We start from the raw sequence: 26,196 nt of genomic DNA, 5'->3' as shown, positions 1-26,196 counted from the left end.
CCAGCTACCTACCTTTCGTCATCCTCAACATCATCGTCGGAATCATCCTCAGAGTCATCAAAATCGTCGTCATCGTCAGCACCGAAGAGGTCGTAGACATCCGGCTCGTCGAACTCATCCTCGTCGAAGGGGACGAGCTGGGATTCCCAGTCGTTGGCCTGGTCGGCGGCGAGCGAGAGGACATCAAACAGCCGGTCAAAGTCGGTGAAGGAACCGAGTTCGAGCACCTCATCGGTGGCCAGCTCTACGTCGGAGTTGAGGTCCGCGAACAACCGCATGCGGTCCTCGTCAGAAAGCTGGTCGTCGCCGTCGGATTCCCACAGCTCGCCGATGGCCTGGTCGATGAGGTCCTCGAAAGACTCGCCGATCGCGACGAAAGTCACCGAGGCAGTGGGGATTCCGTCGACCACTTCCACGTGAACCTGCAGTTCGGAGTTCTCTCCGACCTCGGCACGGACGAGATTACCGATCAAGGAATCCTGGTAGAACTCCAGCTCGCCGATGCGCTCATCGGTGCCCTCCAACAGGTCACGCAGGACGGTGATCACCTGGTCGGTGGCCACGTGGGTGTCCACGGTGGCCACGGCGTCTTCGACGGAAAAGACCACGGAGACCAAGACGGCCTCGAAGTTCTCGTCGTCTTCGTCGACGTCGGCGGCCGCGATGTAGACATTGGCGGCGGGCATGTGCGGATCGATTTCCACGAACTGGATCTCCAAGTCCGAGGTGATGGGGACGAACATCGTGTCGTCGTTCACCCGGGACTCGATGCCGTCGGCGTCCAGTGCTGCAGCGATGTCCTCAAAGAAACTCATGGTGGGCTGTGGTCCTTCCAAAAAGAGAGGCGAAACCGCGGTCGGCAGTCCCGATCTAGCCTAGCCGCGCGGTGACGTTCCCGCCGCAAGAAACGGCAGGGGTCAGCGGGAATCAGCAACTTGCATGAGCATTCCCAGCTCTTCCAACAATTCGGGGCGCCCATTTCCCCATTCCGTCATGCGGTATCCCTCCCAGGCGCGGCGCTGGGCGGCTTTAGGGTCAAAGAGTGCGCGGGTATCCTGATCGAACACGACCGTAGCGCGCCCGGGCCGGGTGTCATCGGCACCGACATAAGCGGGCCATTCCTCCCCCGGGTGACCGTTACGAATGAAGCAGCCCCAGTGGTATTGGATGAGGTCGGTGAGTTCTTCATAGCCGTCCATGCCGCCGAAGCGGGACAAACCGGCGGTGCGGGAAGCGGTGGGATCGCCGAAAACGGCGGAGAGTTCCAGAGAGTGCATGGCACCCAGGCCCAGCCAGCGGAGGGCGGCGGGCGCGTAATCGAAGCGGTACATCCAGGTGGAGGCGGTGCGGGCGTGCGCACCGGCGAGGCGGACGGAGGGGGCCCAGAAGAGGGCGTCGGCAAGCAGTTCAGCAAATTGGGTGCGTTCGGTGGCCCCTTCGTAGGCTTGGAGGACGCGCGGGGCGTGGTCCGGGTCGAAGGCAGAGAGCAGACGCAGGGCGCTGCGCGAACGCGCCGAGGTGCGCATGTAGAAGACTTTGGAAAAGCTAGCCTCGTCGGAGTTGGTGCCGATGAGCAGCGGAACTTGGGCCTGGCCACCGGATTCGAAGATGTTGAGCGGGTGGTCGGGGACGACTCCGCCGTCGATAGTCGGCCCGTAGCAGGAGTTGAGGTGCAGCAGTTCGCCGCCGTGCCACATCATCGATTGCCCGGCGCGCACCAGATCAGCGGCGGTTTCGGCGCGCAAGTCGCTCAGGGTTGCTTGGCGAGGGAGGGCCATGCGGTAAACGAGCTCACGGGCCCAGAGGGTGGCTTGGGCGCGGGAGTGGATAAGCGAGATCGGTGGGGATTGGGCGATGGCGCGGTGGAACAGGCCGGAGACGGCGGGCACTCCCATGAGAGTGGTTACGGCGGCACCACCGGCGGATTCGCCCATGAGGGTGACGCTGTCGGGGTCCCCTCCGAAGGCGGCGATATTGGCGCGGACCCATTTCAGGGCGAGGATTTGGTCGCGAACGGCCGGGTTGGCCACGCAATCCTCCCCGATGCTGCGCAGGTCAAGGTAGCCCAAGACCCCGAGCCTGAAGTTGAGGGAAACGTACACAGCGTTCATGTTGCGGGCGAAGTGGTAGCCGCGCAGCATTCGCTCGTGGGAGGAGCCCATGATGAAGGATCCCCCGTGGAGGTAGACAACAACGGGCAAGACATCGTCTGTGTCAGGGCGAACGATGTCGAGTTTGAGGCAATCTTCGTCACCGATAATTTTGTCGGTCCAGGAATAGGTCGGCTGCGGAGCAGGCGCGGCGAAGTGGGTAGCGTCCCGTACCCCGCGCCAGGGTTCGCGCTGCTGAGGTGCCCTAAATCGGCCCGCGCCGGAGGTGGGCGCGCCGAAGGGGACACCGCGCCAGGTCCGGACTCCTAGCTGTTGATCGACAAGGCCGCGCACCACTCCGGCGGTGGTGACGATATCGGGCCCCGTACTCATAGCTACTACGGTAGTGAGCATGGTTAATTACGTCGACCGGGAAACCACCCTGTGCATTTCGTTGTCTGCTCGCCCTTCGAATCACGGCGTCCGTTTCCATAACTGGCTCTACGCCGAACTCGGCCTCAACTTCCTATACAAGGCGGTCGCGCCGACGGACATCACTGCGGCGATCGCGGGCGTGCGTGGCCTGGACATCCGCGGGGCCGGGGTGTCCATGCCCTATAAGCAAGATGTCATCCCGCTTATCGACGCCCTGGATCCCTCCGCCGAGCGCATCAACGCCGTCAATACGATCGTCAATACCGATGGCGAGCTCGTCGGCTATAACACCGACTACGTCGCGGTGGCTCAACTGCTGCGCACCCACGACGTTGATCCTTCGCTGCGCGTCGCCGTGCGCGGCTCAGGCGGCATGGCCAACGCAGTGGTTGCGGCCCTGGCCGATCATGGGCTGCAGGGCACCGTTGTGGCCCGGAATCACGCGACGGGTTCGGCCCTGGCCTCGCGCTATGGGTGGGAGTACTCGGCGGAGGTCCCTGCCGCTGCGGGCTTGCTGGTCAACGTCACCCCGATGGGCATGGATGGCGACTCCGCGCACGTGCAGTCCTTCTCCGATGAGGAGATCATGGCCGCCGACGTGGTTTTCGATGTCGTTGCCTTCCCCGTGGAGACCCCGCTCATTCAGGCGGCCCGCCGCCTGGGTAAGCCGGTGATCACCGGCGGGGAGGTTGTTGCCTTGCAAGCAGCGGAGCAATTCTCGCTATACACCGGCGTTACCCCGACGCCTGAGCAGATCATCGCGGCCGAAGATTACGCTGGCAAATAGCTTTCACAGCATATTGCCAGCTGGGAATGGGAATGACCCGGGTGTGAGAGCCTGTTGATCCAGAAGTAAGCGATATATCGCCATAGAACGCCACTGCACAAAAGGAGTGACTTCATGACCATCACCGACGGCATTAATTCCGACCCTCAGGCCGTGGAGGCCACCAGCGGGTCTTCGGGTCGCCTCCTCGTCGGCGCCCTGGACCGGGCAGTGTCCATCCAGTCGGGCGCCATCATCGCCTACGTCGAACGCCTCCGCCGCAAGAACCCGGACGCGAGCCCGCAGGAACTTCAGGACAAGATTGACAAGCACTTCACCTACCTGTCCACCGGCTCCGGGGCCGGGGCGGGTGCCGCCGCCGCGATCCCCGGGATCGGTTTCTTTACCGGCGCGGCCGCCATCGGGGCGGAATCGCTCGTTTTCCTCGACGCCGCCACCTGGTACACCATGGCCAGCGCCCACCTGCGGGGCGTGGACATCTCCGAAAAGGAGCGCCGAAAGGCGCTCATCCTCATCGTTTTGCTGGGGTCGAAGGGCACAGCGATCGTCGATACGCTGGTGGGCGATGTGTCGAAGGGCTCCGGGCTTTCGACCGTCGCCACGATGGCACGCTTTTCCGCGCCAAAGCTGACCGAAGTCAATAACCGCCTCATGCGCACGGCGTTGAAGTCGGTGTCGAAGAAGTTCCGCCGCGCGTGGCTGGGAAAAATCATGCCGCTGGGTATCGGCGCGGTGCTGGGCACCCTGGCGAACCGAAAGCTGGCGAAGGCGGTCATCGCGAATTCACGCGAGTCGCTCGGGCCGCTTCCGCGGGAGTTCACCACCCCGGGCCCCGTGATTGAGTCCTAGCTTGGATGGGCAATCCGGTCGGCGGGTGCTCATTCACGCGCTACGCCAGCGCCGGGGCATTACGATCGCGGCCTTCCTAGCCACGGTCGGCGCTGTGCTTTTCGAAGTCGCCATCCCACTGCTCACCGGCTCGGCCGTCGACGTCGCCACCGGGGCGATCTCCTCAACCCCGGCGACACGGATGCTGCCCCAATGGTCGCCGCTAACGGCGATCATTGTCGTCCTCGTCCTGGTCGCGATCGGGCGTTTCGCCTGCCAATTCGCGCGGCGCTACACCGCGGGACGACTGTCCATCGGCACCCAGCACACGCTGCGGGTGCGCCTGCTCGATTCACTGCAGCGTCTCGACGGCCCCGGCCAGGACAACATCGTCACCGGCCAGGTCGTCTCCCGCTCGATCTCCGACCTCAACGCCACGCAAGGCCTCGTCGCGATGGGACCGCTGGCGCTGGGATTGATCATCCAGCTGGTGATCACCGCCGCCGTGATGTTTTCGGTCTCTCCCCTGCTCACCGTCATTGCCTGCGCCTTCCTCCCCCTCATCGTCGGGGTGGCGATGTTCTCGCGCCGGACGATGTACGCCGCCAACTGGGTGGCCCAGCAGGCCAGCGCCGACTTGGCAACCCAGGTCGAGCAAACCGTCACCGGCGTCCGAGTGGTCAAGGCCTTCGCCCAAGAAACCCGTGAGGTCGGCCGCCTCGATTCCCTCGGGCGTGCGCTCTACGCCGCGAAGATGCGCTCCGCCAAACTGATGGCTCGCTACCAGCCGTTGCTGCAAAACCTGCCCCAGCTCGCTCTCGTAATCAACATTCTCCTCGGCGGATGGATGGCGCTGCGGGGCGAGATCACGGTGGGCACCTTCTTCGCCTTCTCCGTGTACCTCACTTCAATGACCCAGATCGTCAGCATGCTGTCCGGGATGATCGTCACCTTCCAGATGGGGCTGGCCTCCCTCGACCGCATCGCCGACATCTTGGACCTGCGCCCCTCTCGGATCGACCCGGCCAACCCGGTGGCCGTCCCTCAGGGCCCGCTCGGCGTGCGCCTCGAGGCAGTCACCTTCGACACCGGCGGACGCCGCGTCCTCGACGGACTGAGCTTCCGCGTCCCCGCCGGCGGCTCCCTCGCCGTCATCGGCCCACCCGGCTCCGGAAAATCAATGGCCGTCCAGCTCCTCGGGGGCTTTTACCAACCGGAATCCGGCTCACTCTCGCTTATCGACGCCGCCGGTACCCCCACCGCCTACGACCAGCTCACGCTGGCCGGGCTGCGGCAAGCGGTCACGTGCGTCTTCGACGAACCATTCCTCTATTCCTCTAGCATCCGCGACAACATCGCGATGGGCGCCGACGCGCCCGAGGACGATATCCGCCACGCCGCGGATCTGGCACAGGCGTTGGCTTTCATTGAGGAGCTCCCCGATGGCTTTGACACCGTCGTCGGCGAGCGCGGCCTCACTCTGTCCGGCGGGCAGCGCCAGCGCATCGCACTCGCCCGGGCCTTGTTTGCCCGGCCCCGCGTCCTCATTCTCGACGACGCCACCTCCGCCATCGACGCCGCCACCGAGGCCCGCATCATCCACGGCCTGCGGGCGGAACTGACCGAGGTCACTATCGTCTCGGTCGCCCACCGCCAGTCCACCCTGGACCTTGCCGATACTGTCGCCATTGTCGACTCCGGCCGGGTGATCGCTGAAGGCACCGTCGCGGACTTAGCCACCGACCCCCGCTTCCTCGCCCTCATGGACCCGGCCGAGCCCGAGCGGCACAGTGGGCCGGAGCCCGCCCACGACGTGCTCTGGCCTGAGGTCTCCGATTCGCCCCGCGAGCATGTCATCGATTCCTCTGCTGCGGTCGGCGGGCGCGGCGGCGGTGGCCGGGGAATCGGCGCGATCACCGCCACGCCGGAGCTGCTGGAGCGCGTAGAGAAGCTACCTCCCGCTACGGAAGAGCCGGGGCTCGATTCCGCCGGGATCCGGGACGACCTCTCCGACTTTCACCTGCGCGATCTCTTCCGCTCCGTGCGTTTCCTCATCCTCGGTGTCATCGCTCTCCTCATCGTCGGAGTTTTAAGCTCGCTGGCGTTTCCCACCCTCATGCGCTGGGCCGTCGATTTCGGTGTGGGACGGGATTCGGTGGCCACCCTCTGGGAGGTCGCCGGCGCTGGCCTCGTCGTCGTCGCGATTTCCTGGGCGGCGGCGGTCGCCTTGGTCATCTACACCTCCCGAACCGGAGAACGCCTGCTCTACAGCCTGCGCCTGCGCAGCTACGCCCATCTCCAGCGCCTGAGCATGAGTTTCTACGAGACGACGATGTCCGGGCGGATCATGACGCGCATGACCACCGACATCGATACCCTCAGCTCCTTCCTCCAAACCGGGCTTGCTCAGGCGATCGTGTCGGTGGGCACCCTCGTGGGCATCCTTGTCATGCTCGCCTACACCGATGCCGGGCTCTCCCTCGTCGCGGTGGCCGCCATCCCCCTCATCGTCGCGGTGACCATCACCTTCCGCCGGATCTCCACCCGCCTGTACACCCAGGCCCGCGAGCAGATCAGCGCCGTCAACTCCACTTTCCAAGAAGACATCAACGGGCTGCGCATCGCCCAGATGCACGGACGCACTCCCCTAGCGCTGGCCACGTTCGAAGAGCAATCGGAACAGTACCGCCGCCTGCGGGTGCGCTCCCAGGCCGCGGTCGCGCTCTATTTCCCCGGGGTCAACGCCATCTCCCAAATCACCACCGCCCTGGTGCTGGGGGTCGGGGCAAGCCAGGTTGCCGGTGGCGACCTCACCGCCGGTGTGCTCGTCGCCTTCGTCATGTACCTCGCCCAGCTTTACGGACCCATTCAACAACTGGGGCAGATCTTCGACTCCTGGCAACAGGCCGCTGTGGGCCTGCGCCGCATCACCGACCTGCTGGCCCAGCGCCCTACCGTCGAGGACACAGGCACAAACCCGGGGGCGGGCGAGGCCGCCCGCGGCGACCTCGCCCTGCGCGGGGTGTCCTTTTCCTACGGCCCCGACTCCCCCCTTGTTGCCGAAGACATGAACCTGGCCATCACGCCGGGGACGACGCTCGCCCTGGTGGGGCCAACGGGGGCGGGGAAATCGACCGTTGTCAAGCTGGTGGCCCGCTTCTACGACCCGGTGGCCGGGCAGGTGACGGCGAGTGGCACCGACATCCGCGACTTCCCCCTGCCGCAGTGGCGCCGCCGCATCGCGCAAGTACCGCAGGAAGCCCACCTGTTCATGGGCACCATCGCGGAGAATATCGCCTACGGCGAGCCCGGGGCGTCGACAAGCGACATCGAAGACGCGGTGCGGCGCATCGGCGCGCTGCACATCATCGCCGACATCCCCGGCGGCTTCCGCCACCTCGTCGGCGAACGCGGCCGCGGCCTGTCCTCCGGACAGCGCCAACTCATCGCCCTTGCCCGCGCCGAGTTGTTGCGTCCCGACGTCATGCTTCTCGACGAAGCCACCGCCACCCTCGACCCCGCCACCGAGGCCGCCGTCCTCGACGCTTCCGACCGCATCACCCGCGAACGCACCTCCATCGTCGTGGCGCACCGCCTAGCCACGGCCGCGCGCGCCGACCGCATCCTGGTCATCGACGAGGGACGTATCATCGAAGACGGCACCCACCCGGAGCTCCTCGAACGGAACGGTGTGTACGCGGGCATGTGGCACTCCCACCGATAATGGGGGTGCAAAACTCCCCCTCCGCTATCTAGGCTCGGGCGGTCACACGCTACCCTGTAGTGAGCTATTACCGTGTGAGCTAACGGACCCCAAAAAGATCAATGAAATGAGGCGAGCACCTGCCGTGAGCAGCGCAAGTACTTTCGGCCCGAACGAGTGGCTGGTAGACGAGATGTTCCAGCAGTTCCAAAAGGACCCCAAGTCCGTGGATAAGGAATGGCGGGAGTTGTTTGAGAAGAACGGCGCCCCCTCCACCGCCTCCACTACCAGCGGAAAGGCTGCCGCTGCGAAGGACGATAAGGTTGCAGCACCGAAGCGGGAGACCCTCGTGACCGAGCAAGCGAAGAAGGCCCAGGAAGTGACCAAGAAGGCCACCGCCGCCCGCCCGGCGAAGAAGGCTCAGGTCTCCCCCCTCGACCGCGCTGAGACCTCCGTGCTCCCGGAAGCTGGGACCAAGCCACTCAAGGGCTTGTTTAAGGCAATCGCCAAGAACATGGACGAGTCCCTCGAGGTCCCGACTGCCACGTCCGTTCGCGACATGCCGGTCAAGCTCATGTTTGAAAACCGCGCTATGGTCAACGACCACCTCAAGCGCACCCGTGGCGGCAAGATCTCCTTCACCCACATCATCGGCTATGCCATGGTTAAGGCCATCATGGCCCACCCGGGCATGAACGTCTCCTACTCGGCAGCCGACGGCAAGCCCTCGGTGGTTACCCCCGAGCACATCAACATCGGCCTCGCCATCGATCTCCCGCAGAAGGACGGCTCCCGCGCTCTCGTGGTCGCCGCCATCAAGGAGACCGAGAACATGAACTTCGACGAGTTCCTCGAGGCATACGAGGACATCGTCTCCCGTTCGCGCGTCGGCAAGCTCACGATGGACGACTACTCCGGTGTCACCGTCTCGCTGACCAACCCCGGCGGAATCGGCACCCGCCACTCCGTGCCCCGCCTGACCAAGGGCCAAGGCACCATCATCGGCGTCGGTTCCATGGATTACCCTGCCGAGTTCGCCGGCGCCTCTGAGGACCGCCTCGCCGAACTCGGCGTGGGCAAGCTCGTTACCATCACCTCAACCTACGACCACCGCGTCATCCAGGGCGCCGAGTCCGGCGAGTTCCTGCGCACCATGTCGCAACTGCTCGTCGACGACAAGTTCTGGGACCACATCTTCCAGCGGATGGGTATTCCCTACAGCCCGATGCGTTGGGCCCAGGACATCCCCAACCGCGGCCTGGACAAAAACACCCGCGTCATGCAGCTCATTGAGGCCTACCGCTCGCGCGGCCACCTCATCGCCGACACCAACCCGCTGGATTGGAAGCAGCCCGGCCTCCACGTTCCGGACCACCGTGACCTGGACATCTCCACCCACGGCCTTTCCATCTGGGACCTCGACCGTGTCTTCCACGTCGGTGGCTTCGGTGGCAAGGAGACCATGACCCTGCGCGAGGTGCTCTCCCGCCTGCGCGCCGCCTACACCCTCAAGGTCGGCTCCGAATACACCCACATCCTCGACCGCGACGAGCGCGAATGGCTCCAAGACCGCCTCGAGGCCGGTATGCCTAAGCCGACCAACGCCGAGCAGAAGTACATCCTGCAGAAGCTCAACGCCGCCGAGGCCTTTGAGAACTTCCTGCAAACCAAGTACGTCGGCCAGAAGCGTTTCTCCCTTGAAGGCGCCGAATCCCTCATCCCTCTCATGGACGCCGCGATCGACACCGCCGCCGGCCAGGGCCTCGATGAGGTTGTCATCGGTATGCCCCACCGCGGCCGCCTCAACGTGCTGTTCAACATTGTGGGCAAGCCGCTCGCCCAGATCTTCAACGAGTTCGAAGGCAACATGAAGCAGGGCCAGATCGGTGGCTCCGGCGACGTGAAGTACCACCTCGGTGCTGAAGGCCGCCACCTGCAGATGTTCGGCGACGGCGAGATCGACGTCTCCCTCGCCGCGAACCCCTCGCACCTTGAGGCCGTCGATCCGGTCATGATCGGTATCGCCCGCGCCAAGCAAGACGTGCTGGACAAGGGCGAAGACGGCTTCACCGTCATGCCGCTCATGCTCCACGGTGACGCCTCCTTCGCTGGACTGGGCATCGTCCAAGAGACGATCAACATTTCCGGCCTGCGTGGCTACACCGTCGGCGGCACCGTCCACATCGTGGTGAACAACCAGATCGGCTTCACCACCACCCCGGATTCTTCCCGCTCCACCCACTACGCCACCGACCTGGCGAAGGGCTTCGACTGCCCCGTCTTCCACGTCAACGGCGATGACCCCGAGGCCGTCGTGTGGGTTGGCCAGCTGGCCACCGAGTACCGCCGCCGCTTTGGCAAGGACGTGTTCATCGACCTCGTCTGCTACCGCCGCCGTGGCCACAACGAGGCCGACGATCCCTCGATGACGCAGCCGCTCATGTACGAGATCATCGGTGACCGCGCCTCCGTGCGAGCCCGCTACACCGAAGACCTCGTCGGTCGTGGCGATCTCTCCGTCGAAGACGCCGAAGCAGCCGCCCGCGACTTCCACGACCAGATGGAGTCCGTCTTCAACGAAGTCAAGGAATCCGACAAGGCGCTCCCGCAGGAGCAGACCGGTATCACCGGATCGCAGGAACTCACCCGCGGCCTCGATACCTCCATCACCCGCGAGGAAATCGTCGAGATCGGCCAGGCCTACGCCCACGTGCCCGATGGCTTCGAGCTGCACCCGCGCGTCGCCCCGGTGGCCAAGAAGCGCGCCGAGTCCGTCACCGAAGGCGGCATCGACTGGGGTTGGGGCGAGCTCATCGCTTTCTCCTCCTTGGCCAACTCCGGCCGCCTCGTTCGCCTCGCTGGCGAGGATTCCCGCCGCGGCACCTTCACCCAGCGCCACGCCGTGGTCTATGACCCGCGCACCGGCGAGGAGTTCAACGGCCTCAATGAGCTGGCCCAGGAGAAGGGCGACGGCAAGTTCCTCGTCTACAACTCCGCTCTCACCGAGTACGCTGGCATGGGCTTCGAGTACGGCTACACCCTGGGCAACCAGGACGCCGTGGTTGCCTGGGAAGCACAGTTCGGCGATTTCGCCAACGGCGCCCAGACCATCATCGACGAGTACGTCTCCTCCGGCGAGGCCAAGTGGGGTGAGACTTCCGGCGTCATCCTCCTCCTGCCCCACGGCTACGAGGGCCAGGGCCCGGACCACTCCTCCGCCCGCATTGAGCGCTTCCTGCAGCTGTGTGCCGAGGGTTCCATGACCGTGGCTCAGCCCACCACCCCGGCTAACCACTTCCACCTGTTGCGCCGACACGCCTTGGGCACGATGAAGCGTCCACTGGTCGTCTTCACTCCGAAGTCGATGCTGCGCAACAAGGATGCGGCCTCCGCCGTGTCGGACTTCACCGAGGTCACTGCCTTCCAGTCCATCTTCAACGATCCGCGTCTGGTCAACCTCGAAGGCGAGATCATCGGTGATGCCGAGAAGGTCACCACGATCCTGCTGTGCTCCGGCAAGATTTACTACGAGCTGGAGAAGCGCCGCGCGAAGGACAATCGCGAGGATGTCGCCATCATCCGCATCGAGATGCTGCATCCGATCCCCTTCAACCGCCTCCGCGAAGCATTCGAGTGCTTCCCGAACGCCGAAGAGGTTCGCTTCGTCCAAGATGAGCCCGCGAACCAGGGTCCGTGGCCGTTCTACAACGAGCACCTGCGCAATCTCATCCCCGAGATGCCGCCGATGCGCCGCATCTCCCGCCGCGCGCAGTCCTCGACTGCCACCGGTGTGGCGAAGGTCCACCAGCTGGAGCAGGCGCAGCTGATCGACGAGGCCTTCGAGGCCTAACACAGGAACAAAAAGTCCCGCCACCCCTTCACCGGGGGGCGGGATTTTTAGTACGCCAGCCACTCCGCCACGACGGTGGAGATCGACGACTCACGCTTCGCCGACTCGACCAGTTCCTTCAGGTCCGCGGTAGTGAGGTCGCGGGTGGCTTTGTTCAGGGCCTGGGTTTCGCTGCGGTTGAACAGCTCCCGGTAGTACACGGGAACGATGTTGTGGGGCAGGCGTTGGGTGCCTTCTGTCGCGCAACCCTCCGCCGTCGATGGGTCCGGGGTGGCCAACGAGCCGGGGAGGGAACCAACGAACTCGTCATAGGTGCGCTCGGAGAGGTCACCGGCGTTGGGGTTGGAGCCCGCGTTGGCGTATTCCTTGGCCAGTTCGTTGGCGGCGGCGGAGTCGACGTACTCGAGCATGGGGCCGGAGCAGTCGATGATGAAGTCGACCTCGCCGCTGCTGATGGCGTCGATCCGGCCCTCAACCCCGGCTTCGGTGTCTACCCGCAGGCTCGTGTTGCGCCCTTGGCCTTGGAGAACCTGCTGATAAATCTCGGCGAGGACGCTTTGTTCCATCGAGTTGGGCGCGATGAGCACGATGACGGAGCGTTTGAGGCCGTCCAGCTCGTCTCGGTCCGGTTCCATGTTGGTGCAGGCGGTGAGGGTCGCGGCCGTCGCCACGGCGAGGGAGGTGGCGAGGATGCGGGTGCCTCGACGCGACATGGTGGCTCCTCTACTTCGACGGGGATGGCAAATCTCCCGAGAAGTCTACTCCGCCGCCGTGAACTCACTCCGATGCTTGGCGATGATGTCGCGAGCCTCCGGCGCCCGCTCGGGCTCACAGAGGACGTCGTAGCGCCCGGCGACGATCTGCGTCTGGGAGGTGAAGTCGCGGCGGCCGCTCGACAAGGCGTAGGGCACGACGGCCATGACGATGCCGAAGATGGCGCCAATGAAGATGCCGGTGACCAGCGGAGAAAGGAAGTTGTTGAAGACGATGCCGATGAGCACGCCGAAGAACACACCAAGCCACGCGCCGGAAAGTGCTCCACCGCCGATGACCCTGCCCCAGGTCAACCGCCCGGTCACCCGTTCGACTTCCATGAGGTCTACGCCAACAATCGTCAATTGTTTGACGTCAAACTCCAGGTCAGAGAGCTTATCGACGGCCGCCTGGGCCTCCGTGTAGTGGTCAAAGCTGCCCACCGGCCAGCCGGTGGGCAGGGGGCGAAGGTCAGCGATGGGGCGTGGGTTTGTCATACCTGGTTAACGCCGAACCGCCCCAGTTGGTTCCCGGTAGGAGGTGACTAGACTTGGTCACCATGAGTGCAGTGACCCGCGTTTACGCTGGCCGTCTCGTTGGACTTCAGGTTCGTGGCCCGGATCTGGATCCGATCGGGCGAGTCCGCGACGTCGTCGTCAACATCCGCGCCGAGGGGCAGCCTTCGCGCGCGCTGGGCGTGGTGGTGGAGCTGATCCAAAAACGTCGAATCTTCGTGCCGATGCTGCGCATCGCGGCAATCGAGCCCGGCGATATCACCCTGGCTACTGGTTCAGTGTCCATGCGCGCGTTCCAGGTGAGGACGGGCGAGCTGACCGTTATGTCGGACCTCGTCGGTTCTAAGGTGCACACTGATGATCCGGAGCTGGGCCAATTCCATGGCCGGGCGATTGAGATTGCCGATGTCGAATTGGAGCGCACCCGCTCCCGCGACTGGGTGATCTCCCGCGTCGCCGTGTTTGGGTCACGCCCCAAGTTTGGTCGCGCCCCGGAGCTGTTCACGGTGCCGTGGGCCTATGTGCATGGTGTCTCGGCGGCGGGAGTGGGACAGACGGACAGCATCGCGGAAAAGATCGCGGAGTTTGACCAGATGCGCCCGGCGGATGTGGCGAACTCGCTGCACCAGATGTCGACCACGATGCGCCACGAGCTGGCCAATCATCTCAACGATCACCGCCTAGCCGATATTCTCCAGGAGTTGCCGGAAGATCACCAGGCCGAATTGCTGGAGACTCTCGACATCGAGCGCGCCGCCGACGTCCTGGAAGAGATGGATCCGGATGATGCTGCCGACATCCTCCAGGAGCTCCCTGATGCCAAGGCCGAGGTCCTCCTTGAGCTCATGGACCCGGAGGAGTCCGCACCCGTCCGCCGCCTCATGAGCTTCTCCCCCGACACGGTCGGCGCGCTCATGACCCCCGAGCCTCTCATCCTCACCCCGCAGACGACGGTCGCGGAGGCCCTCGCTCTCGCACGGGACCCCGATTTGCCCACATCCCTCGCCTCGATGGTCTTCGTCGTCCGCCCGCCGACGGCCACCCCGACGGGCAAATACTTGGGCTGCGTGCACCTGCAAAAACTTCTGCGAGAGCCCCCCTCGTCACTGGTCTCAGGTATTCTCGACCCGGATCTTCCACCCCTGTACGCCGACGACGATCAGGAGATCGCGGCCCGCTACTTCGCTACCTACAACCTGGTGTGCGGTCCGGTCCTCGACGCGAACAACCACCTCCTGGGGGCGGTCGCCGTCGACGACCTCCTTGACCACCTCCTGCCCGAGGATTGGCGCTCGCAGGGCGTGCGTCCCGCGACCGTCGATAAGAAGGTGACCCATGGCTGAGTACACCCGCTCGGAGTTAGACACGCCGGTCGGCGTTCGCCGCCGGAACTTCTTCAAGCTTGACGACGACACCATCGGCGCCGCCGCCGAAAAGGTGGCACGTTTCTTCGGCACCGGCAACTACCTCATGTGGCAGACCGTGTTCGTCATCATTTGGATCTGCCTCAACGTCGGCGGCATGTGGTGGAACTGGGACCCCTATCCCTTCATCCTGCTCAATCTGGCCTTTTCCACCCAGGCCGCCTACGCCGCCCCCCTGATCCTGCTTGCCCAGAACCGGCAGGAAGACCGCGATAAGGTCTCGGTCAACGCCGACCGGCGGCGCGCGGAACAGACGAAGGCCGATACGGAGTTCCTAGCCCGGGAGCTCGCCGGGGTACGCCTGGCTGTCGGCGACATGGTCTCCCGCGACTACCTGCGCCACGAGCTCGATGATCTGCGCTCCCTCATGGAACGCATCGAGGCCAAGTTGGACGACGTTTCCGCCGATGTCATCGATTCCGCCGGCGACCTCCGCGAGCCCATCCAGGGTGACCTGACGGAAGATAGGGATCGCTGACGGGGCGTACTACTATTGGTCACGTCATGACTGCACTCACCGAATCCGCTGTCCGCAGCGCGCTTTCCCGCGTAGAGGATCCTGAAATCGGCAAACCCATCACCGAACTGGGGATGGTCAAATCGGTGGAAATCACCGGCAACGACGTCGCGGTGGAGGTCTATCTCACCATCGCCGGTTGCCCGATGAAGTCCACCATCACCGAAAACACCCGCGCCGCCGTCGAGGAGATTGAGGGGGTGGGCACCGTCACCGTCACCACCGACGTGATGAGCGATGAGCAACGCCGCGAGCTCCGCGCCTCCCTCCGCGGCAATGCCCCGGAGGCGGTCATTCCCTTCGCCCAACCCGATTCGACGACCCGCGTGTACGCGGTGGCATCGGGCAAGGGCGGGGTCGGCAAGTCTTCGATGACCGTCAACCTTGCCGTCGCGCTGGCCGCCCAAGGGTGGAAGGTCGGCGTGCTCGACGCCGACATCTACGGCCACTCGGTGCCGGCTCTCCTGGGGTCTGACGCCCGTCCCAACGCCGTCGACGACATGATCATGCCGCCGATTGCCCACGGCGTAAAAATGATCTCCATCGGCCACTTCGTCGACGGCAACGCACCGATCGTGTGGCGCGGCCCCATGTTGCACCGCGCCATCCAGCAATTCCTCGGCGATGTCTTCTGGGGCGACCTCGACTTCCTCTTCATGGACCTCCCGCCCGGAACTGGCGACGTCGCGATCTCCGTGGCTCAACTTGTCCCCAACGCGGAGCTGCTCATCATCACGACACCGCAGGCCGCCGCCGCCGAGGTCGCAGAGCGGGCCGGGTCGGTGTCACAGCAGACCCGCCAGCGCATCGCCGGTGTCATTGAGAACATGTCAGCCATGGTGCTCCCCGACGGCACCACCCTCGACGTCTTTGGCTCCGGGGGTGGCCAGCAGGTAGCCGACCGCCTCACGGCTCTCACCGGCGCGAAGGTTCCGCTGCTCGGCCAGATTCCTCTGGATCCGCAGCTGCGCGTTCATGGCGACGATGGCAACCCCATCGCCATCTCCGAGCCGGACTCCCCGGCTGGCCAGGCTGTGCGCGACGTCGCCGCTACCCTGGTGACGCGGCGCGAATCCCTTGCCGGGAAGTCGCTCGGGCTGGGAGTAACCCGTTCCTAGGTGATGTCGGCCCAGGAGAATCCTCCACGGCCGGCTTCGCCCTCGTCGTTGGGCGGCTGCTGGGGATCCGCTGGCTTCGCTACAGGATGTGCTGACGGACGCGGCGCAGGCCTACGCGGATCCTCCTGCATCATCTTCTTCGGGTCGAAATCGTCGAGGAACTCGTCGTCCCCGTCGAATAGCGCTTTGGTGATCGCGGCCCGCGGGCCAAGCCTAGTGTAGGAAGCGACCTGTTCGAAGGGCTTGCGGAGCTCCTCGAATTCCGACCCGAGCTCCCCATTGAGTTCCTTCTTCGCGTTATTAATAGCGCGCCGCGCTGCAAAAATCGCGGCACGAATATCCTCGATCAGGCCTGGAAGACGTTCTGGGCCGACGACGATGAGCGCCACGACCAACAGCGTGAATATCTCCAGCCAACCGATGCTCTCAAACACACGTCTACCTTAGCTGTCAGTAGCCTTGATTGCGCTTCACGGCCCGCATCAGCATCTCGACCTTGTCCAACAGGCCCTGTGGGGCTTGCGTAGGGGTTGACTCGGCGTCCGGGCCGGGACAGACGGGGCCGGTGGCGATGCCCGCCAGTCGGTTGAGCAGATCGCGGGGAGCGCGGACCTCATCGGTGATGTTGGAGCCACGCAGCCACTCGGAGGCGCCGCGCTGGCGCTCAATCTCCGCGCGGCATTCGGCACAGTGCACGAGGTGTACCCGAGCGCGGTGCGCCGCGAGATCGGTGAGTTCCCCATCGACAAAAGCTGCAACCGCCTCCGGGCTAAGGTGCTCAACGGAGGCGAATTGACGGGGCTTACGCGGTTTACGGGGTTTCAGAGGACGACGAGGCGCGTCGTGTCCGTTCATGGATGGAAATTCTGGGTTAAACATCCCTACGCCAGGCCTCCTCACTCAAAGCACTCTGTGCTGCCAGAATACGCCTTTTCGCTACTTTGCGTCCCAGTGAAACTTTAGCGAGTCCGCAGCAGCAGCTTCGCTCCCTCATCTTCGACGGCGGCGGCCTCAAGGCTCGCGCGCAGTTGGGAACGGCCCCGGTGGATGCGGGAGCGGACGGTACCCATCTTGACGCCGAGGGTATCGGCAATCTCGTCGTAGCTCATGCCGACGACGTCACAGAGGACGACGGCGACGCGGAAATCGGCGCCCAAATCGTCGAGGGCTCGCTGCAAGGCCGGGTCGAGGTAGGCGATGTTGAAGGCCTGCTCGGGGGTCATATCGGTGCCGGCGACTCGCTCATAGTCCTCCGGCAGGGCCTCCATGCGGATCTTGCTGCGGTGACGAACCATGTCGAGGAAGAGGTTGGTGGTGATGCGATGCAGCCAGCCCTCGAAGGTGCCGGGCTGATAGTGCTTGAGGGAACGGAAGACTCGCATGAATGTCTCCTGCGTGAGATCCTCCGCATCGTATTGGTTTCCCGACAGCCGGAACGCGAGGCGGTAGACGCTATCCGCGTGTTCCGCAACGAGCTCACCCCACGACGGCATGTTTCCCTCACCCGCATCAAATGCAGCAGTGCCGGTCAATTCTGCAGACTGTACCGACTCTTCGGGGCCAGGGATGCTCGGAGAGAACGTCATGGGCATCATTGTGCTATATCCGACTGCAGAACACTACACAGAGTTCTGGCAAAGTTCTGTGAAGGCCCCTTCCGGCGAGCACGTCAGCCCCAACAACCTCATCCACCACATCTGCGCGTGTCCAAATCCAGCCGAAGTCTCGCGCCCTACACTCAAAGATGTGACTGACACGGCATTTGACGCACTCCGTTCCTTCATCGAGTCCTCCTCGGAGGTTCCCGAGCCCTTGGCCGCCGCCCGCCGCGACGCCGAGGAGTTCGGGCTCACCGTCCCCGATGAGATAACCGGCCAGCTCTTGGCCACCCTGGCGGCAACGTCCCACCACGACAAGTCCACCGGCGCGGTCGCAGTGACTCCCGCCGCGGCCGTCGCGGGACTCTACCTCTTGCGTGGCCTCGGCGACAAGGGCACTCTGACCTGCATCGACTCCGAGGCGGAGCATCAGGCCAACGCGCGCACCACCTTCCGTGACGCCGGCTTCGCTCCTTCCCGGGTGCGCTTCCTGCCCTCCCGCCCGCTCGACGTTATGGGCCGACTCGCCAACGAGTCCTACCAGCTCGTCTACGCCGAAGTCTCCCCCGTCGAGCTTCCGGCCATCCTTGCCACGGCCTGGCCCCTACTCACTCCTGGCGGCACCCTCGTCCTCGCGGACTCGCTTCTCGACGGCACCATCGCCGACGCCTCCCGCAAAGACCGTGCCACCGCTGCGGCCCGCGAAGCGGACGAAGCTGCCCGCAACCTAGAAGGTGCCCTGGTCACGCGCCTTCCCCTGGGCGCCGGTCTGACGTTGATTACCCGCCTTTAGGCGGGAAAGACGCCCGCAGCATCCTGGAGGATGCCGCGGGCGTCGATACGCTGTTGTGGTTTACACCACGTCGTTCTTGCCGACGGCCACGACGCCGCCAACGGAGATCTTGAACCGGGCCTCATCGCGAGCCCGATCGACGCCGATGATCTCGCCTTCTCGGACATAGACGTTCTTGTCCAAGATGGCGTGGCGCACCACGGCCCCCTTGCCGATGCGCACACCCGGCATGAGGACGGAACCTTCGACGGTCGCACCTTCCGCCACGTGGACGTCACCCGCCAGAACCGAATTGCGGACCGTACCACCGGAGATGATCGAACCCGGGGCCACGATCGAGGACTGCGCGATGCCGCCCTGGGTGAACTTGGCGGGCGGGAAGTTCTCATCGTCCGTCGAGTGGATCGGCCACTGGCGGTTGTACAGGTTGAACACCGGGTGGACAGAGATCAGATCCATGTGCGCCTCGTAGAAAGCGTCGATGGTACCGACGTCACGCCAGTAACCATGATCGCGCTCGGTGGAGCCGGGGACACCGTTGGAATTGAAGTCGTAGACGTGGGCCTGTTCCTTGTTGACAAAATAAGGAATGATGTCGCCGCCCATGTCGTGGTCGGAGTCATCATTTTGCTCATCCTCCAACAGCGCCTGAATGAGGGCGCCCGTGGTGAACACGTAGTTGCCCATCGAGGCGTAGGTGACATCCGGGTCATCCGGGGTCGACGGCGGGTCGGCCGGCTTCTCCAGGAACTCCGTGATGTTGCCATCCGCATCCGACTGAATGCAGCCAAAGGCCGAGGCTTCAGAGCGCGGAATGCGGATGCCCGCGACGGAACAGTCCTTACCGGAGGCGATGTGCTCCTCCACCATCTGGGAGGGATCCATGCGGTAGACGTGGTCAGCACCAAAAACGAGGACGTAATCGGGCTTCTCGTCGTAGATCAAGTTCAACGACTGGACGATCGCGTCTGCCGAGCCGGTGAACCATCGCTTGCCGCGGCGCTGCTGGGCGGGCACGGAAGCGATGTACTGCTTCACCGGGCCATGCAGGGACCACGCCATGGAGATGTGTCGGTCGAGCGAGTGCGACTTGTACTGCGTCAACACGGCAATTTTGAGGTAACCAGCGTTGACGAGGTTCGACAGAACGAAGTCGATGAGTCGGTAGGTGCCGCCGAACGGGACTGCGGGCTTAGCTCGGTCCTCCGTGAGGGGGAACAATCGCTTACCTTCGCCGCCGGCGAGAACGATAGCTAGAACATTCGGCTGAGTCTTCACATAGTCCAATCTAGGTCGTCTCGGACATTTTTGCCCGTGATGATGCCAAACCGTTTTCCACGCCGCGCGCCCCTTTACCCCCGATCCCCCCGGCATTGAGGCGCAGGCGTGGCTACGCTCGGGGGTTATGAGAGTCGGAATGTTGACCAGAGAATATCCCCCGGAGATTTACGGCGGCGCGGGAGTCCATGTCACGGAGCTCACTCGGTTCATGCGAGAGATCGTCGAAGTCGACGTTCACTGCATGGGCGCACCCCGTGACCTGCCCGGAGTCTACGTCCACGGCGTTGACCCAGCGTTGGAGGACGCGAACCCAGCGATCAAAACCTTGTCCACGGGTCTGCGGATGGCGACGGCGGCTAACAACGTCGATGTCGTCCATTCCCATACCTGGTACGCGGGCCTGGGCGGTCATTTGGCCGCCCGACTCTATGACATTCCCCACGTAGTGACGGCCCACTCTTTGGAGCCGCATCGCCCCTGGAAGAGGGAGCAGCTCGGCGGCGGCTACGAGGTGTCGTCCTGGTCGGAACGCAACGCGATGGAGTACGCGGACACGGTCATTGCGGTCTCCGCCCAGATGCGTGAGTCGATCCTCGAGGCCTACCCACGTATCGACGCCGAGAAGGTCACCGTCGTCCTCAACGGCATCGACACCGAATTGTGGCAACCGCGGCCCACCTTTGCGGAGAATCCAGAGTCCGTGCTCACCGAGTTGGGCGTGGACCCGGCTCGCCCCATCGTCGCTTTCGTGGGGCGCATCACCCGGCAGAAGGGGGTGGAGCACCTGATCAAGGCGGCAGCCCACTTCAGCGAGGATGTCCAGCTCGTGTTGTGTGCCGGAGCACCGGATACCCCGGAAATCGCTGCCCGCATCACTACCCTCGTCGAGGACCTCCAATCCCAGCGCGATGGCATCTTCTGGGTGCAGGACATGCTGGGGAAGGAGAAGATCCAGGAGATCCTGACCGCGGCCGACACGTTCGTGTGTCCGTCGATCTACGAGCCGCTGGGCATCGTCAATCTCGAGGCCATGGCCTGCGGAACCGCCGTCGTCGCCTCCGATGTGGGAGGCATCCCCGAGGTTGTCGTCGACGGGGTCACCGGCACGCTCGTGCACTACGACGAGAATGACCCTGAGACCTTCGAACGGGACTTCGCCGCGGCGGTCAACGCCATGGTGTCCGACCCGGCCCGCGCCGCCGAGTTCGGAGTAGCTGGCCGCGAGCGCGCCGTCAGTGATTTCTCCTGGGCGGCCATCGCCCGGCAAACCGTCGATATCTACGAGTCGCTGCGCTAGGAGAACCACTGACTGTGAGCATCCACTCTTACCGCCCTGAACTGCACGTTACGGCCGAGACGGGCATCCTGGACGCCCCGGCGGGAGTCCTTCTCGACGGCCCCGGGGACGGCACCTGGCATCTGTTCTACCAGTATCGCCCCACCCCCGAGGCTCCGGGCCGGTGGGCCCACGTCGTCTCCGAAGACGGACCCTTCGACTGGGAAGTATGCGACGACGTGCTCGTCCCCGTCGGCGGCGAAACGGAACTGCGGGCGGGCTCGGTGGTGGCGGCTGCTCGCGCGGGTGACGTTGACCTGTACTTCACCTCCGTCACGGCGGCCGGAACGTCGATCCAGAAAGCACAGTTGAGCGACATCGCTAACACGTGCCCGATCAGCGACGACCCGTTGGCCATCGATCCGCGGGTACTCCGCCTCGGCGATGTCGTTTCCGACCGCGACGACCGGGTACGCTTTCGTTCCCCGTGCGTGGTGCCCGACTGGGAATCCGACGAGGACCGCGATGCGGGGCACGACGGTTGGCTCATGCTGGCCGTGACCGGCGCTAAGGGTCATCCCTCTCCGGTCGTGCTTACAAGCGCCGACGGGGAGTCCTGGTCCTTCCAGGGGCCGCTGGGCTTCGATAATGATCCCGGTTTCGAAGAGTCGGCCGTTGTGGTTGGGCCGCGCATTCTGCGCCTGCGCGACGAGGTGGACGGCGAGATCTATGACATCCTCCTGGTCACGCTGGAGGCTTCGGGCCGCGATATTTCCGGTTACCTCGTGGGCACGCTGACCGGCACCAGCTTCGCCGTGAAAACCCCGTTCACGCGAGTCGATCAGGGGCATGACTTCACCCGCCCCCGCAACACCAACGTCACGCCGGGCACGGTGGCACCCGAAGACCGCTACCGGCAGTCGGTCCTGTTCGGCCTGCTCAACGGGGTGGGACGCGGGGATGAGCCCCTCACTCACGCCTCCATGTCCAACGAGGGATGGGCCAATGTCATCTCCTTGCCGCGCGTGATCACTCTTCAGGGCGGCATCCTCTTCCAAACGCCGCCACCCGGCCTGCCGGATGCCATCGCCCGCACGCATCACGCACGATCGTGGACCGGTCTGTGCGAAGTCCCCGAGGGTGCGACGGTGTCGGCACAGCTTATCGACGCCGCCGGAAACACCGCCGCAACCATCGCGCACACCGGCAGCGAGCTCGTCCTCGACCGCTCGATGAATCCGCACCACCGGAGGGATGCCCCGGCGCGAGCGCGACTCATCGAGGGAGACAGCGATTCCCTATCGATCTTCGTCGACGGCTCCTGCGTGGAAGTCTTCGCCGACGGCGGGGCGATCGCGATGTCCAGCCGCGTCTACATCGATGGCGGCTGCTCTGACATCCGGCTCACAACCTCCGGCGGCGCCGAGATCATCCGCGGCTGGCACCGCGAGCCAGTCAGCTCGCAGGAGCTTCCGGATTACGGGGAGCCTTCGCCAGGCGAGTGAGGCGGGCGCGCGCCGTGATGGTCATCGTCTCTGGCAGCGCTGCCACCCGGGAGTTGAGCTCCTCCGGCCCGATGTGACGGGCGGAGGGGCTCATTTTGATCTGGGCGGCGATGGATTCCTTGTCCAAGGTCATCGGGAATTCGATGAGTTCCGGTTCCCCCACCAGCTCGAGGTGCCCGGCGAACTGCTCGAGGAGGCGCTCAACCTTGCCCTCTTCCACTTCGATGATGCCGAGCGGGTCACGCAGCTCCGAAAGGTGCCCGCGGTCGGCGGTGAGAATGACGGCTTGGCCGCCGGGAACGAGGACGCGAGCGAACTCGGCTGCATTGCGGGGCGCGAACACGACGGTGATGACGTCGATCGAGTTATCGCGCAGCGGCAACCGCTCCCACACGTCGGCCGCCACGGAGCCGACGCGCTGGTGGCTGCGCGCTAAGTGCTTCACGGCGTGCGGCGAGACGTCGATGCCGACGCCGCGGGAGGACTCGACGTCGTCAAGCGTGTGGGACAGGTAATAGCCCGTGCCAGCGCCGACTTCGGCGATGACCGGGCGGGCGTCGATAGGCACCTCATTGTCGTCGAGGGCGTCGTGCACGCCAGCGGTGACCGCCTCGACGAAGGGGGCGAAATGCCCGCGAGAAAGGAAGGTCTCTCGGGCGAGAACCATGTCCATGCTGTCGCCGCTGTGGCGCAGGCCGCTACCGCCCGCCAGGGTCACGTACCCCTGGCGGGCAACGTCATAGGAATGGCCCGTTTCGGAGACCAGGCGGGTGAAGTCGTCTGCACCGGACAGCGGGGAGCCGTCGACGGGATCGGCGAGGACGTCGATGATGTCGGAAAGCATAGAACTCAGACTACCTGCCGGGGTAGCAGGCGATTTTACTCAGCCGCAGCGATGAGCAAGGCCCCCAGCTCGGCGGCTTCTTCCTTTGTTAATTCGACGACGAGGCGACCGCCACCGTCGGAGGGGATGCGCATAACGATCTTTCGGCTCTCCTCGACCGCTTCCATCGGTCCGTTACCGGTACGAGGCTTCATAGCTGCCATGGTGGGTGGGGCTCCTTCGTCCTAATTGAGTATCCCCATCCAGCTTAGACTTTTTCGGATCCCCGGTTGGATCGTTCCTGCGCAAGCTGCCATTCCAGGTGAGCTATGACGTCGTCGACCTGCTCGGGCCGATAGCCGCGCGGCACGATCTCAAACTGCACGTCTGTCAATTCCCCGCGCGCGATGGCGAGGCGATTGTTCTCGATTTGGCTGTGGTTGTCGACCGGTTCCAGAATTTCACCTCGCCCAAACACGCGTCCCCACAGCCAGGTGCCCAGCACCACGAGGGCCGCCAGAAGGAGGATGAGCAAAATCCAGGTGAGCATGGTGTTAAAGAATACTCGACAAAGCAGGTCGCTTATCGACGCCCGCGCGGTCCAACATCGTAGCCGCCACCACGTCCGCCATCGGAGCCAACTCCGCCAGCGGTCGGTTGCGGTGGGTGCGCACCCCCAGGTCCACCTGGGCGATTGCGCCCGCGCCGTGGGCGGCGGCGACGTCGATAAGCAGGCCCGCCTCGACGCCATAGCCGGACACGAACTCCAAGCTCCGGGCCGTACTGGCGCGGATGGCGTACTCCCCCGCGAGCGGCTGGCGGATGTGGGCGAGCTCCGGGTAGCGCAACTGCAGCAGCGGCCGGGCCGTGAGCTCGGTGACGCGGCCGCCGCCGGTGGGCTGCCCGTTGATCGAGCGTTGGTAGTCGGCCTTGACCAGGTGGATGCGCTCGTCCTGGAAAGGCTCGGTGAGGGCACGCACCATGCCGGGGCGCGGACCGACTAGGTCGGCGTCGATGAAGACGATGATCTCCCCGGTCGCGGCCGCGACTCCGCGCCACAGGGACTCCCCCTTGCCGGGGCGCGTCGGGATCTCGGGGAGGATGTCGCGCCAGTTGATCACCGTGGCGTGTTTGGCCCGCTCGGCTGTTCGGTCGGTGGAATCGGCGTCAATGACCAAGATCTCATCGGGATTGTCCTCCGCGACGGCCGCGACGACGTCAGCGATGGTGGCCTCTTCATTGAGGGCCGGGATGACCACCGAGATCCTCATGCCAAGCCCCGGACAGTGTTGAGGGGCGACATACTCCCTTGGATGGCGGCGGTCATGCGCAGGACATCGATGGTTTCAGCCACCTCGTGGACCCGGAAGGCGGCGACCCCCCGAGCGGCGGCCCAGGCAGTCGCGGCGAGGGTTCCCGCGACGCGCTCCCCCACCGGGCGATCCAGCGTCTCACCGATGAAGTCCTTGTTACTCAAGGCCATGAGAATCGGCCAGCCCGTGGCCACCAACTCGTCCACCCGGCGCAACAACTCCAGGCCGTGGAAGGTGTTCTTGCCGAAGTCATGGGTCGGATCAAGAAAGATCTGCTCCTCCGGGACGCCGCAGGCCACGGCCCGCTCGGCGAGGCGGGTGGTCTCGGCGATGACGTCGGCCACCACATCGTCGAAGTGAACACGGTGGGGCCGGGTGCGCGGGATTACGCCGCCGGTGTGCGAACAGACGTAGCCCACGCGATGCTGCCCAGCGACCTCGACGAGCTCCGGGTCGTGGCCGGCCCACGTGTCATTGACCAGTGTGGCCCCGGCGCGAATGGCGGCGTCGGCCACCTCGGCGCGCCAGGTGTCCACGGAGATGGCGATGTCAGGGTGTTGCTTGGCGACGGCCGCGATCGTCGGCACTACCCTGTCCATCTCCTCCTGGGCGTCCACTTCCGCCCCCGGGCCGGCCTTGACCCCACCAATATCGACGATGCTGGCGCCCTCGGCGATGACTCGGGCGCAGCGGTCCAGGGCAGCCTGATCCGCGAAGGTAGCCCCCTGGTCATAAAAAGAATCCGGGGTGCGGTTGACGATCGCCATGACGGCGGGCAGCTGGTTCACTCTTCGTTTTCTCGCAGGCGCCCGTCGGTCATGACGCGGTGGGCTTCGACGACGTGCGCGACGGCTTCATCAACGGAATCGGTGACGAGGAACAAGTCCACGTCTTGCTCCGAGATCAATCCCTCGGCGAGGAGGCGGCCGGTGATCCAATCGACGAGGCCTGACCAAAACTCGGTGCCTAGGAGGACGATCGGGAAGTTGGTGACTTTGCCGGTCTGCACCATGCACAGCACCTCAAAGAGCTCATCGAGGGTGCCAAACCCACCCGGCAGACAGATGAAGGCCTGCGAGTACTTCAAAAACATCGTCTTGCGAACAAAGAAGTACCGGAAGTTGAGACCGATATCCACCCAATCATTGAGGTGCTGCTCATGTGGTAACTCGATGCCCAAGCCCACCGACAGCCCGCCCGACTCGCTGGTACCCCGGTTTGCTGCCTCCATGAGGCCGGGGCCACCACCCGTAATGACCGCGTAATCGGCAGCCACGAGCTTCTCACCCAGCTCAACCCCCTTCTCATACCAAGGCTGTCCCTCAGGGATTCGGGCGGAACCAAAAACGGTCACCGCGCGCGGCAGGTTGGCCAGGGCATCAAAGCCGGTGACAAACTCGCCCTGGATCCGCAGGATGCGCCAAGGATCTGCGTGCTGCCAATCGTGGTCGGCACCAAGCTCAAGGAGGCGCTGGTCATAGGTAGACGACTGCCCACTCGCGGGGCGCAGCAGCAAGGGGCCACGCAGGAGGCGCGCTTTATGCGGATCGGGAGTGATGTTCGGGGCCATGTGAGACAACCTAACTG

Annotated in this window: 24 protein-coding genes; 10 read left to right on the top strand and 14 right to left on the bottom strand. The window is 64.6% G+C overall.

Annotated features, from left to right (window positions below; translation table 11 throughout):
- Window positions 1–8: 8 nt before the first annotated feature.
- Together CATRI_RS04905 and CATRI_RS04900 are read right to left on the bottom strand one after the other, a co-directional pair.
- Window positions 9–815, bottom strand: coding sequence for a hypothetical protein (locus CATRI_RS04905; protein ID WP_290220253.1), 807 nt, complete (start codon window positions 813–815; stop codon window positions 9–11).
- A gap of 102 nt (window positions 816–917) precedes the next feature.
- On the bottom strand, window positions 918–2,483 hold the full coding sequence (locus CATRI_RS04900; protein ID WP_290220251.1) for a carboxylesterase/lipase family protein: 1,566 nt from the start codon (window positions 2,481–2,483) through the stop codon (window positions 918–920).
- Between the two features lie 19 nt (window positions 2,484–2,502).
- On the opposite strand from CATRI_RS04900, the gene CATRI_RS04895 reads away from it, so the two are divergent.
- The 4 genes from CATRI_RS04895 to CATRI_RS04880 all read left to right on the top strand — a co-directional run bounded on the left by CATRI_RS04895 (window position 2,503) and on the right by CATRI_RS04880 (window position 11,693).
- Window positions 2,503–3,312: a shikimate 5-dehydrogenase gene (locus CATRI_RS04895; RefSeq protein WP_290220249.1), complete on the top strand. Its 810-nt coding sequence runs from the start codon at window positions 2,503–2,505 to the stop codon at window positions 3,310–3,312.
- Window positions 3,313–3,426: 114 nt separating this feature from the next.
- Entirely contained in the window at window positions 3,427–4,161 is a 735-nt protein-coding gene (locus CATRI_RS04890) for a hypothetical protein (protein ID WP_290220246.1), read from the top strand.
- A 1-nt stretch (window position 4,162) separates the two neighbouring features.
- Window positions 4,163–7,864: an ABC transporter ATP-binding protein gene (locus CATRI_RS04885; RefSeq protein ID WP_290220244.1), complete on the top strand. Its 3,702-nt coding sequence runs from the start codon at window positions 4,163–4,165 to the stop codon at window positions 7,862–7,864.
- Between the two features lie 124 nt (window positions 7,865–7,988).
- Window positions 7,989–11,693: a multifunctional oxoglutarate decarboxylase/oxoglutarate dehydrogenase thiamine pyrophosphate-binding subunit/dihydrolipoyllysine-residue succinyltransferase subunit gene (locus CATRI_RS04880; RefSeq protein WP_290220243.1), complete on the top strand. Its 3,705-nt coding sequence runs from the start codon at window positions 7,989–7,991 to the stop codon at window positions 11,691–11,693.
- Between the two features lie 47 nt (window positions 11,694–11,740).
- On the opposite strand, the gene CATRI_RS04875 is transcribed toward CATRI_RS04880, so the two are convergent.
- Both CATRI_RS04875 and CATRI_RS04870 read right to left on the bottom strand, forming a co-directional pair.
- Window positions 11,741–12,406: a type 2 periplasmic-binding domain-containing protein gene (locus CATRI_RS04875; RefSeq protein ID WP_290220241.1), complete on the bottom strand. Its 666-nt coding sequence runs from the start codon at window positions 12,404–12,406 to the stop codon at window positions 11,741–11,743.
- A 45-nt stretch (window positions 12,407–12,451) separates the two neighbouring features.
- Window positions 12,452–12,943 carry a YflT domain-containing protein gene (locus CATRI_RS04870; RefSeq protein WP_290220239.1) on the bottom strand — a complete coding sequence of 164 codons (492 nt, stop codon included), beginning with the start codon at window positions 12,941–12,943 and terminating at the stop codon, window positions 12,452–12,454.
- 62 nt (window positions 12,944–13,005) lie between these two features.
- Between CATRI_RS04870 and CATRI_RS04865 the strand changes: the two genes are divergently transcribed.
- The 3 genes from CATRI_RS04865 to CATRI_RS04855 are packed head-to-tail and all read left to right on the top strand — an operon-like array spanning window position 13,006 to window position 16,020.
- On the top strand, window positions 13,006–14,304 hold the full coding sequence (locus CATRI_RS04865) for a magnesium transporter MgtE N-terminal domain-containing protein (RefSeq protein WP_290220237.1): 1,299 nt from the start codon (window positions 13,006–13,008) through the stop codon (window positions 14,302–14,304).
- Window positions 14,297–14,863 carry a DUF1003 domain-containing protein gene (locus CATRI_RS04860; protein WP_290220234.1) on the top strand — a complete coding sequence of 189 codons (567 nt, stop codon included), beginning with the start codon at window positions 14,297–14,299 and terminating at the stop codon, window positions 14,861–14,863. Before CATRI_RS04865 ends, CATRI_RS04860 begins: the two co-directional genes overlap by 8 nt.
- A 26-nt stretch (window positions 14,864–14,889) precedes the next feature.
- Window positions 14,890–16,020, top strand: a complete 1,131-nt coding sequence (locus CATRI_RS04855) for an Mrp/NBP35 family ATP-binding protein (RefSeq protein ID WP_290220232.1) — start codon at window positions 14,890–14,892, stop codon at window positions 16,018–16,020.
- On the opposite strand, the gene tatB is transcribed toward CATRI_RS04855, so the two are convergent.
- The 3 genes from tatB to sigE all read right to left on the bottom strand — a co-directional run bounded on the left by tatB (window position 16,017) and on the right by sigE (window position 17,606).
- Complete coding sequence (gene tatB / locus CATRI_RS04850; protein ID WP_290220231.1) at window positions 16,017–16,454, bottom strand: Sec-independent protein translocase protein TatB; 438 nt, start codon at window positions 16,452–16,454, stop codon at window positions 16,017–16,019. The two genes, CATRI_RS04855 and tatB, sit on opposite strands and share 4 nt — an antisense overlap.
- Window positions 16,455–16,470: 16 nt before the next feature.
- On the bottom strand, window positions 16,471–16,875 hold the full coding sequence (locus CATRI_RS04845; RefSeq protein ID WP_290220230.1) for an anti-sigma factor family protein: 405 nt from the start codon (window positions 16,873–16,875) through the stop codon (window positions 16,471–16,473).
- Between the two features lie 104 nt (window positions 16,876–16,979).
- The gene (sigE, locus tag CATRI_RS04840; protein WP_290220228.1) at window positions 16,980–17,606 is read right to left on the bottom strand and encodes an RNA polymerase sigma factor SigE; all 627 of its coding nucleotides are present in this window, start codon (window positions 17,604–17,606) and stop codon (window positions 16,980–16,982) included.
- A gap of 160 nt (window positions 17,607–17,766) precedes the next feature.
- On the opposite strand from sigE, the gene CATRI_RS04835 reads away from it, so the two are divergent.
- A complete protein-coding gene (locus CATRI_RS04835; RefSeq protein WP_290220226.1) occupies window positions 17,767–18,411 on the top strand; it encodes an O-methyltransferase in 645 nt (214 codons plus the stop codon).
- Window positions 18,412–18,471: 60 nt separating this feature from the next.
- On the opposite strand, the gene glgC is transcribed toward CATRI_RS04835, so the two are convergent.
- Entirely contained in the window at window positions 18,472–19,689 is a 1,218-nt protein-coding gene (glgC, locus tag CATRI_RS04830) for a glucose-1-phosphate adenylyltransferase (RefSeq protein ID WP_290220224.1), read from the bottom strand.
- Window positions 19,690–19,816: 127 nt separating this feature from the next.
- Between glgC and glgA the strand changes: the two genes are divergently transcribed.
- Window positions 19,817–20,989 carry a glycogen synthase gene (gene glgA / locus CATRI_RS04825; protein ID WP_290220222.1) on the top strand — a complete coding sequence of 391 codons (1,173 nt, stop codon included), beginning with the start codon at window positions 19,817–19,819 and terminating at the stop codon, window positions 20,987–20,989.
- A 20-nt stretch (window positions 20,990–21,009) separates the two neighbouring features.
- Window positions 21,010–22,473, top strand: a complete 1,464-nt coding sequence (locus CATRI_RS04820) for a GH32 C-terminal domain-containing protein (protein WP_290220965.1) — start codon at window positions 21,010–21,012, stop codon at window positions 22,471–22,473.
- On the opposite strand, the gene CATRI_RS04815 is transcribed toward CATRI_RS04820, so the two are convergent.
- From CATRI_RS04815 to CATRI_RS04790, 6 genes are read right to left on the bottom strand one after another with little or no spacing between them, the layout of a single operon-like run.
- Window positions 22,424–23,317 (bottom strand): methyltransferase domain-containing protein, encoded by an 894-nt coding sequence (locus CATRI_RS04815; protein WP_290220220.1) that lies wholly within the window; start codon window positions 23,315–23,317, stop codon window positions 22,424–22,426. The genes CATRI_RS04820 and CATRI_RS04815 overlap by 50 nt on opposite strands.
- 35 nt (window positions 23,318–23,352) lie before the next feature.
- Window positions 23,353–23,520 (bottom strand): DUF3117 domain-containing protein, encoded by a 168-nt coding sequence (locus tag CATRI_RS04810; RefSeq protein WP_083985440.1) that lies wholly within the window; start codon window positions 23,518–23,520, stop codon window positions 23,353–23,355.
- 44 nt (window positions 23,521–23,564) lie between these two features.
- Complete coding sequence (locus tag CATRI_RS04805; protein ID WP_290220219.1) at window positions 23,565–23,846, bottom strand: hypothetical protein; 282 nt, start codon at window positions 23,844–23,846, stop codon at window positions 23,565–23,567.
- A 4-nt stretch (window positions 23,847–23,850) separates the two neighbouring features.
- Window positions 23,851–24,567: a glucosyl-3-phosphoglycerate synthase gene (locus CATRI_RS04800; protein WP_290220218.1), complete on the bottom strand. Its 717-nt coding sequence runs from the start codon at window positions 24,565–24,567 to the stop codon at window positions 23,851–23,853.
- Window positions 24,564–25,376 (bottom strand): dihydropteroate synthase, encoded by an 813-nt coding sequence (gene folP / locus CATRI_RS04795; RefSeq protein ID WP_435384192.1) that lies wholly within the window; start codon window positions 25,374–25,376, stop codon window positions 24,564–24,566. The genes CATRI_RS04800 and folP overlap by 4 nt, the downstream gene beginning before the upstream one ends.
- Window positions 25,377–25,393: 17 nt before the next feature.
- Window positions 25,394–26,179, bottom strand: a complete 786-nt coding sequence (locus CATRI_RS04790) for an LOG family protein (RefSeq protein ID WP_290220216.1) — start codon at window positions 26,177–26,179, stop codon at window positions 25,394–25,396.
- Between the last annotated feature and the right edge of the window lie 17 nt (window positions 26,180–26,196).

The sequence above is a fragment of the Corynebacterium atrinae genome (assembly GCF_030408455.1).
Lineage (GTDB): Bacteria > Actinomycetota > Actinomycetes > Mycobacteriales > Mycobacteriaceae > Corynebacterium > Corynebacterium atrinae.
Note: the sequence above shows the minus strand (reverse complement) of the source record. Positions and strands in the feature narration are given on the sequence as shown.